The sequence below is a fragment of the Xanthomonas protegens genome (assembly GCF_038442435.1).
Taxonomy (GTDB): Bacteria; Pseudomonadota; Gammaproteobacteria; order Xanthomonadales; family Xanthomonadaceae; genus Xanthomonas_A; species Xanthomonas_A sontii.
In genome coordinates this window covers 220,038-227,312 of the sequence record NZ_JAQJCQ010000008.1, presented here as the reverse complement: position 1 = coordinate 227,312, position 7,275 = coordinate 220,038, and the positions used below count along the sequence as shown (strand labels likewise).

The window sequence follows — 7,275 nt, the reverse complement described above, 5'->3', positions numbered from 1 at the left end:
ACTGCGGAGGCGGGTGCGACCGTCACCGTCACCGACGGCAATGGCAACCTGATCGGGCAGACGACGGCCGATGGCGCGGGCAACTGGAGCGTGACGCCGGGCGCCGCGTTGCCGGATGGCACCGTCGTCAACGCTGTGGCGACCGATGCGGCCGGCAATGCCAGCCCGCCGGCGACGACCACCATCGATGCGCTGGCACCGGCCGCGCCGGTGCTGCAGCCGAGCAATGGCACGGCGATCGTCGGTACTGCGGAGGCGGGTGCGACGGTCACCGTCACCGACGGCAATGGCAACCTGATCGGGCAGACGACGGCCGATGGCACCGGCAACTGGAGTGTGACGCCGGGTGCCGCGTTGCCGGACGGCACCGTAATCAACGCCGTCGCCACCGACGCGGCCGGCAATGCTAGTCCGCCGGCGTCCACCACGGTCGATGCGCTGGCACCGGCGGCGCCGGTGCTGCAGCCGAGCAATGGCACGGCGATTGTCGGTACCGCGGAGGCGGGTGCGACGGTCACCGTCACCGATGGCAATGGCAACCTGATCGGCCAGACGACGGCCGATGGCGCCGGCAACTGGAGCGTGACGCCGGGGACGCCACTGCCGGACGGCACCGTCGTCAACGCCGTGGCCACTGATGCGGCCGGCAATGTCAGCCCGCCGGCGACCACCACGGTGGATGCACTGGCACCGGCGGCACCGCTGGTCACGATCAGCCTGGACGGCAGCCTGCTCACCGGCACCGCCGAAGCCAACGCGCAACTGCGTGTGGTGGTGAACGGCGATACCGCCAATCCCCTGTTGATCCAGGCCGATGGCAATGGCGCCTTCAGCCTGCCGCTGGTGCCGGCGCTGGTGATCGGGCAGGCACTGTCGGTGGTGGCGGTCGATGCCGCCGGCAACGTCAGCCCGCCCGCACTGCTCACTGCCCCGGATCTGTCGCCGCCGCTGCTCAGCGTGCCCGAGGCCGGCGATACCTGGATCAACGCTGCGGAAATCGGCGACGGCATCCAGGTGGTGGTGCAACTGCGGCCGAACATGCTGGTCGGCCAGGTGGTCACCGTGCATTTCGCCGGTCAGAACGGCTACGTGGTGGACGTCCCGCATACGCTCACCAGCGGCGACCTCGCTGCCGGCAACGTGGTGGTCTCGGTGCTGCCGCCGAGCGGCGGCGCCGCGTTGCCGCAGGGCGCCGCGACGGTCACCGCCGATCTCAACGGGGGCCCGGCCTCGTCCTCGGTCGGCTTCACGATCGATACGATCCCGCCGGCCACTCCGGTGCTGTCGCTGGTCGCTAATCTGCTGACGATTTCCAGCGAACCGGGCACTGCACTGACGGTCAACGTCAATGTGGGCGGCGTGCAGGCCACGGCCACGCTGACCGCCGACAACAGCGGCCTGGCCTCGCTGGATCTGCTCACCGGCCTGGATATCGGCCTGAGCTGGTCGCAGTTGTTGAACGCGCAGGTGTCCGTGGTGGGCGCCGATCCGGCGGGCAACACCAGTTCGGTCGCCTCGCTGGGGGTTGGCGCCAACATCGCGCAGCCGCTGACGCTGGGCGACTTCGGGCTGGACTTCGCACTGTTGCCCGCGACCTTCGGATTCAGCGGCAACGCCGACCCCAATGCCAGCCTGGCAATCCGCGTCATCACCCCGGCGCTCAACGTCGAACTCACGCCCATCCAGGCCGACGCCAATGGTGACTTTGCCTTGAACCTGCTCAGTCCCAGCGTCCTGAGCCAACTCGGGCTCACCGCGTCCGGCGTGCTCAACCTTGGTGCGCAGGTCGCCTTCGAAGTGGTTGCCACCGACACGCTCGGCAACGACAGTGCGCGTTATGGCATCAGCCTGTCCGGCAGTGGCGCGGCCCTGAGCATCGGCACCATCAGCGTGAATGGTACTGGCGGCATCGACATCCTGTCCGGCGCCGACGGCAGCAGCGAGCGTATCGTCGCCGGCGACGGCAGCGACCTGATCTTCAACGTCGGCAGCGGCGATCAGGTGTTGGCCGGCAATGGCGACGACACCATCCAGATCACCGCGACCAACTTCACCAGCATCGACGGCGGCGCCGGCTTCGATACGGTGCTGTTCGCCAACGGCATCGATCTGGACTACAACGCGGCAGGCGTGGGCACGCTGTCCAACATCGAGCGTATCGACCTGGGTAAGGGCGACTCCGGAAGTACTCTGACCCTGACCGCGTCGGAGGTGCTGGCGATCACCGACGGCAACGATACCTTGCAGATCACTGGCGACAGCGCGGATGTGCTCAACATCGTCGGTGCCGTCGACAGCGGCACAACACAGGCGATCGATGGCATCACCTACCACGTCTACAGCTTCGGCAGCGCCACGTTGCTGGTGGAGGACAACACGCTTGCGGTGGTGACGGCCTGATGGGGGAGACCTGCACGCACGGCCGGCGCGCGCGCCGGCCTGGCCGGGCGGCCAGCGCCTGCGTCTGCCTGTTGCTGGCGGTACCGCCAGGTGCCTTCGCCATGTCGCTGGCCCAGGCGGTGCAACAAGGCCTGAGCAGCGAGCCGCAACTGCGCGCGGCGATGGCCGAGGCGGCACGTGCCGCCACCGACGTGCGCATCGCGCGCAGCGGCTACTACCCGGCGTTGTCGGTGGGCGCCGGGCCCAAGGCGATGGATCCCGGCGAGGTGGTCTACGACGTCAACCTCTCGCAGATGCTGTACGACTGGGGCCGTGTGTCGAGCAGGGTCGCGGCGGCACGGGCGCAGCAGCGCGGGCAGGACGCCGGGGTGGAGGTCGCCGCCGACGATGCCGCGCTGGCGATCGTGGACGTGTACCTGGACGTACTGCTGGCGCAGCAGCGGCTGCAGGCGGTGCAGGCGCATCTGCAACGCCTGCAGGCCATCGCCGACCTCAGCGAAGCGCGCAGCGGTGGCTACGCCGATCGCAGCGAACTGGAGCGCACGCGGCTGGAACTGGCGCGTGGGCAGGACCAGTTGGCGTCCGAGCAGGGCACGCTGCAGGAGGTGCGCAACCAGTTCCTGCTGCTGGTTGGCACAGAGGCCGAGGGTCTGCTCGAACCGGATCTGCCGGACCTGCCGCAACTGGCGCCGGCACAATTGCCGCGGACGGTGGACGCCTCGCCCTTGCTGCGCAAGGCCAACGAACAGGTGCGTGCCGCCGAAGCGGAAGTGCGCGAGGCCCGCGCGGCGTTGAAGCCGCAACTGAATCTGGAAGCCGCCGCACTGCGTCGCGACGTCGGTGGGCGCCTGCAGAACGATTCGACCATTTCGCTGCGTCTGAGCATGGACGTCTTTCAGGGCATGTCGACGTTCCTGCGCCCGCAGGCCGCCCGGCAGCGCCTGGAAGCGGCGCAGTGGAACGTGGATGCCGTGCGCCGCGAGATCCTGCGCACCGTGCAGACGCTGGCCGATGCCGGCGATGCACTGCGCGGGCGCGAGCAGGCACTGCTGCAACAGGCGCAGCAGGCGGTGGAAGTGGCCGAGCTCTACCGCGAGCAGTTGAGCGTGGGTCGGCGCGAGGTGATCGAACTGCTCAACGTACAGCGGGAGCGGCTGGAGGCCGAACGCCAGTTGATCGCGCTGCGGATCGAACGTAAGCGCCTGCGTTACCGTGCCGCGGCGCAGATCGGGGCGTTGCAGGCCATGTTCCGGGAGAGCGCTCATGCAGGTTGAGGACAATTCGGCGGTGTCGGTCGGCGCCGCGCAGGCCGCGGAGGTGGATGGCCTGCGGCCTGGCCTGGTGTTGCTGTGCCAGCGCCTGGGGCGGCCGTTGACCGATGCCGAACTGGTGGATGGCATCGCGCTGGATCAGGGGCGACTGCCGTTGCGGTTGGTCCCCCGGGCACTGCGCCGCGCCGATCTCAATGCCGACGTGCTGGACTACCCGCTCGCGGGGATGGACGGCTATCTGCTGCCCGCGCTGCTGTTGCTGCACGATGGCCGCACCCTGCTGCTGGAGGCGATCGAGTCGGGGCAGGCGCGGGTGCTGCTGCCGCATGCCAGTGGCGGCGAGCAGGACATGCCGCTGTCCGAACTGGAGCGGCTGTACAGTGGCTCGGCGGTATTCGCCAAACCGCGCTTTCGCGACGATGGACGCATCGGCGGCTATGCGGGCAGCGACGCTGAGCACTGGTTCTACGGCCCGCTGAAGAAGTTGTGGCGCTCTTACGCCGAAGTGGCGACGGCGGCGATGGTCGCCAACCTGCTGGCGATCGCCACCGCGCTGTTCGCAATGCAGGTCTACGACCGCGTGGTGCCCAACGCGGCCTTCGATACCTTGTGGATCCTCGCCAGCGGCGTGGTCCTGGCGATCGTGCTGGAAGGCGTGTTGCGCACCCTGCGCGGGCAGTTGCTGGCGGTGCTGGGCAAGCGCCTGGACCTGCAGTTGTCCACGCTGCTGTTCTCACGCGTGCTGGCCATGCGCATGGCGGCCAAACCGGGGTCGATGGGGGCCTTCAGTACGCAGGTCCGCGAGTTCGAGTCGGTGCGCGAGTTCTACACCACGTCCAGCGCAGCGCTGATCAGCGATTTGCCGTTCGTGGCGATCTTCCTGGCCATCATCGCCTTGATCGGCGGCCACGTGGTGTGGGTGCCGCTGGTCGCCTGCGTGTTGATGGTGCTGCCCGGGCTGCTGGCGCAGCGCCTGCTCGGCGCGCTCTCGCGGCAGAACCTGCGCGAGGGCGCGATGAAGAACGGCCTGCTGCTGGAGGCGTTCGAGCATCTGGAATCGATCAAGGCCGCGCGTGCCGAAGGCCGCTGCCAGGGCCTGTGGGAGGGCCTGACCGCGCAACTGGCGGCCTCGGCGATGAAGACCCATTCGCTGACCACCGCGCTCAGCTATGCCGCCTCGGTGGTGCAGCAGCTGGCCTACGTCGGTGTGGTGGTGTTCGGCGTCTATCGGATCCAGCAGGGCGAGATGACCGTCGGTGCGCTGGTGGCCTGCTCGCTGCTGGCCGCACGCGCGATCGCACCGCTGGGGCAGGCGGCCGCGGTGCTGGGGCGCTGGCAGCATACCCGGGTGGCGATGGAGGGGCTGGACCAGTTGCTGGGCGCAGCGCAGGAGCGTCCGGCCGGCAAACGCTTCGTGCACAAGCTGCGGCTGAAGGGCGATTATCGCCTGGATGCGGTGACGCTGCGCCATGGCGATCAGCCGCCGGCGCTGGACGTGCAGGCGCTGCGGATCGGCGCCGGCGAGCGCGTGGCCTTGCTCGGTGGCAACGGCGCCGGCAAGTCCACCCTGTTGCGCCTGCTGGCGGGCCTGGTCGACGCGCAATCGGGGCGGCTATTGCTCGACGACGTGGCGATCGCGCAGATCGACCCGGCCGACCGCATGCGCAACATCGGCTACCTGCCGCAGGACGTGGCCCTGTTCCACGGCAGCCTGCGCGACAATCTCAACCTGCACGGCGCGGCGCTGGGCGACGACGAGCTGTACGCGGCGTTGGACGGGGTGGGGCTGGGGGCATTCGTGCGCGCGCATCCCTTCGGCCTGGACCTGCCGATCCAGGGCAACACCAGTCTTTCCGGCGGACAGCGGCAGGCGCTGGGCCTGGCGCGGCTGCTGCTGCAGGATCCCGGCGTGGTGCTGCTCGACGAACCCACTGCGGCGTTCGATCAGCACAGCGAGCAGTTGGTCATCGCCTACCTGCAGCGCTGGCTGGGCACGCGCACGCTGGTGCTGAGCACGCACAAGCGCAGCATGCTCGAACTGACCCGGCGTGCCGTGGTGCTGCGGCAAGGACGCGTGGTGGTGGATGGACCGGTGGAGCAGGTGCTGCAGGGCAACCGGGTACAGGCGCCGGCGCCGGCACTGGCGGGCGGCCATGGCTGAGCGCTCCTCGATCGCGCTGCGGCGGCGCTTGGCCGATCCGCTGCTGGCCTCCACCCATCCTCTGTACCGGCCGTTGTTGTGGACCGTGTTGGCGACCGTGGCGATCTTCCTGGCCTGGGCGGCCTGGGCCGAGCTGGACGAGGTCACCCGTGGTGATGGCCGCGTGGTGCCATACAGCCGTATGCAGAAGATCCAGAGCCTGGAGGGCGGGATCCTGGATCGGCTGCTGGTGCAGGAAGGCGAACTGGTCAAGCCGGGACAGCCGCTGGTGCGCCTGGAACGCACCCACTTCCTGACCAACTATCAGGAGTCGGTCAACCAGGAGCAGGTGCTGCATGCGGCGATCGCGCGCCTGGAAGCCGAAGTGCTGGGCAAGGACCGCATCGCCTTCCCTGAGCAGGTCGCCTCCAATGAGGCCTTGCAGCGTTCCGAGCGCGACCTGTTCGAGTCGCGCCGCAGCAAGCTGGCCGAAGGCAGCCAGGCGATCCAGCGGCAGATCCGGCTGGCCCAGGACCAGTTGAACATCGTGCGGCCGCTGGTCGCCCGCGGCGCGGTCAGCCAGGTCGAGGCGCTCAAGCTCAGCCAGGACATCGCCACCTTGCAGGGCCGGCTCGGCGAGCTGCGCAACAGCTATTTCCAGGAGGCTTATACCGAACTGGCCAAGCGCAAGGCGGATCTCGGTGCACTGGAGCCGATCGTGCGCCAGCGCCATGACCAGTTGCGCCGCACCGAGATCCTGTCGCCGGTAAGGGGGCGGGTCAACACCGTGCTGATCAACACGCGTGGCGGCGTGATCCCGCCGGGCGAGCCGATCATGGAGATCATCCCGGTGGAGGAGCGGCTGCTGGTGGAGGCGCGGATCAAGCCGCGCGACGTGGCGTTCCTGGTGCCGGGCATGAACGCGCGGGTCAAGATCACCGCGTACGACTACACGATCTACGGCGAGCTCAACGGCACGGTCGAACAGATCAGCGCCGACACCATCGAGGAGCAGACCCCGCATGGGAAGGAGTCGTTCTACCAGGTGCTGATCCGCACCGACGGCAGCCAGTTGCGCCGCGGTGGCGAAGCGTTGCCGATCATCCCTGGCATGGTGGCCGAGGTCGACATCCTCACCGGCAAGCGCAGCGTGCTCAATTACCTGCTGCGGCCGCTGTTGAAGGCGCGGTTGCGCTGAGCGCGGCCGCGCCCAGTCCAGCTCAGCTGCGTGACTCAACCAGAGAGATGCCCACCCGATCCACCGTTTTGTCGCGTTCGGTCACCGCTGCCACTGGCGCGCAGTAGAACGCAATCGGTGACAGGCAGAGTGCGCCCTGCGGTTTTATGGCGCGTGTCCGTTTGTCTGAGTCGTGAGCGTCGAAACGGGCATGCCCGCCGCCTCGCCTTTGGCGCGTGTCGTCGCCGAAGACGCAGGTCGTGATGCATGCGCCGGTTCCCCGTCGC

Annotated in this window: 4 protein-coding genes; all 4 read left to right on the top strand. The window is 68.8% G+C overall.

The annotated features are described in order from the left end of the window. Window positions 1-2,400: Ig-like domain-containing protein (locus PIQ37_RS11685; protein WP_342073587.1), on the top strand; the 2,400-nt coding region annotated here is incomplete at its 5' end. Window positions 2,401-2,501: 101 nt separating this feature from the next. Further along, window positions 2,502-3,674, top strand: coding sequence for a TolC family protein (locus tag PIQ37_RS11680; RefSeq protein WP_267116748.1), 1,173 nt, complete (start codon window positions 2,502-2,504; stop codon window positions 3,672-3,674). Next, window positions 3,664-5,832, top strand: a complete 2,169-nt coding sequence (locus PIQ37_RS11675; RefSeq protein WP_342073586.1) for a type I secretion system permease/ATPase — start codon at window positions 3,664-3,666, stop codon at window positions 5,830-5,832. The genes PIQ37_RS11680 and PIQ37_RS11675 overlap by 11 nt, the downstream gene beginning before the upstream one ends. Then, the gene (locus PIQ37_RS11670; RefSeq protein ID WP_342073585.1) at window positions 5,825-7,009 is read left to right on the top strand and encodes an HlyD family efflux transporter periplasmic adaptor subunit; all 1,185 of its coding nucleotides are present in this window, start codon (window positions 5,825-5,827) and stop codon (window positions 7,007-7,009) included. The genes PIQ37_RS11675 and PIQ37_RS11670 overlap by 8 nt, the downstream gene beginning before the upstream one ends. Window positions 7,010-7,275: the final 266 nt, after the last annotated feature.

Excerpts from the sequence above, each read along its gene's own strand:
- PIQ37_RS11680 (WP_267116748.1), top strand. The coding sequence starts at position 2,502 with ATGTCGCTGGCCCAGGCGGTGCAACAAGGCCTGAGCAGCGAGCCGCAA.
- PIQ37_RS11675 (WP_342073586.1), top strand. The coding sequence starts at position 3,664 with ATGCAGGTTGAGGACAATTCGGCGGTGTCGGTCGGCGCCGCGCAGGCC.
- PIQ37_RS11670 (WP_342073585.1), top strand. The coding sequence starts at position 5,825 with ATGGCTGAGCGCTCCTCGATCGCGCTGCGGCGGCGCTTGGCCGATCCG.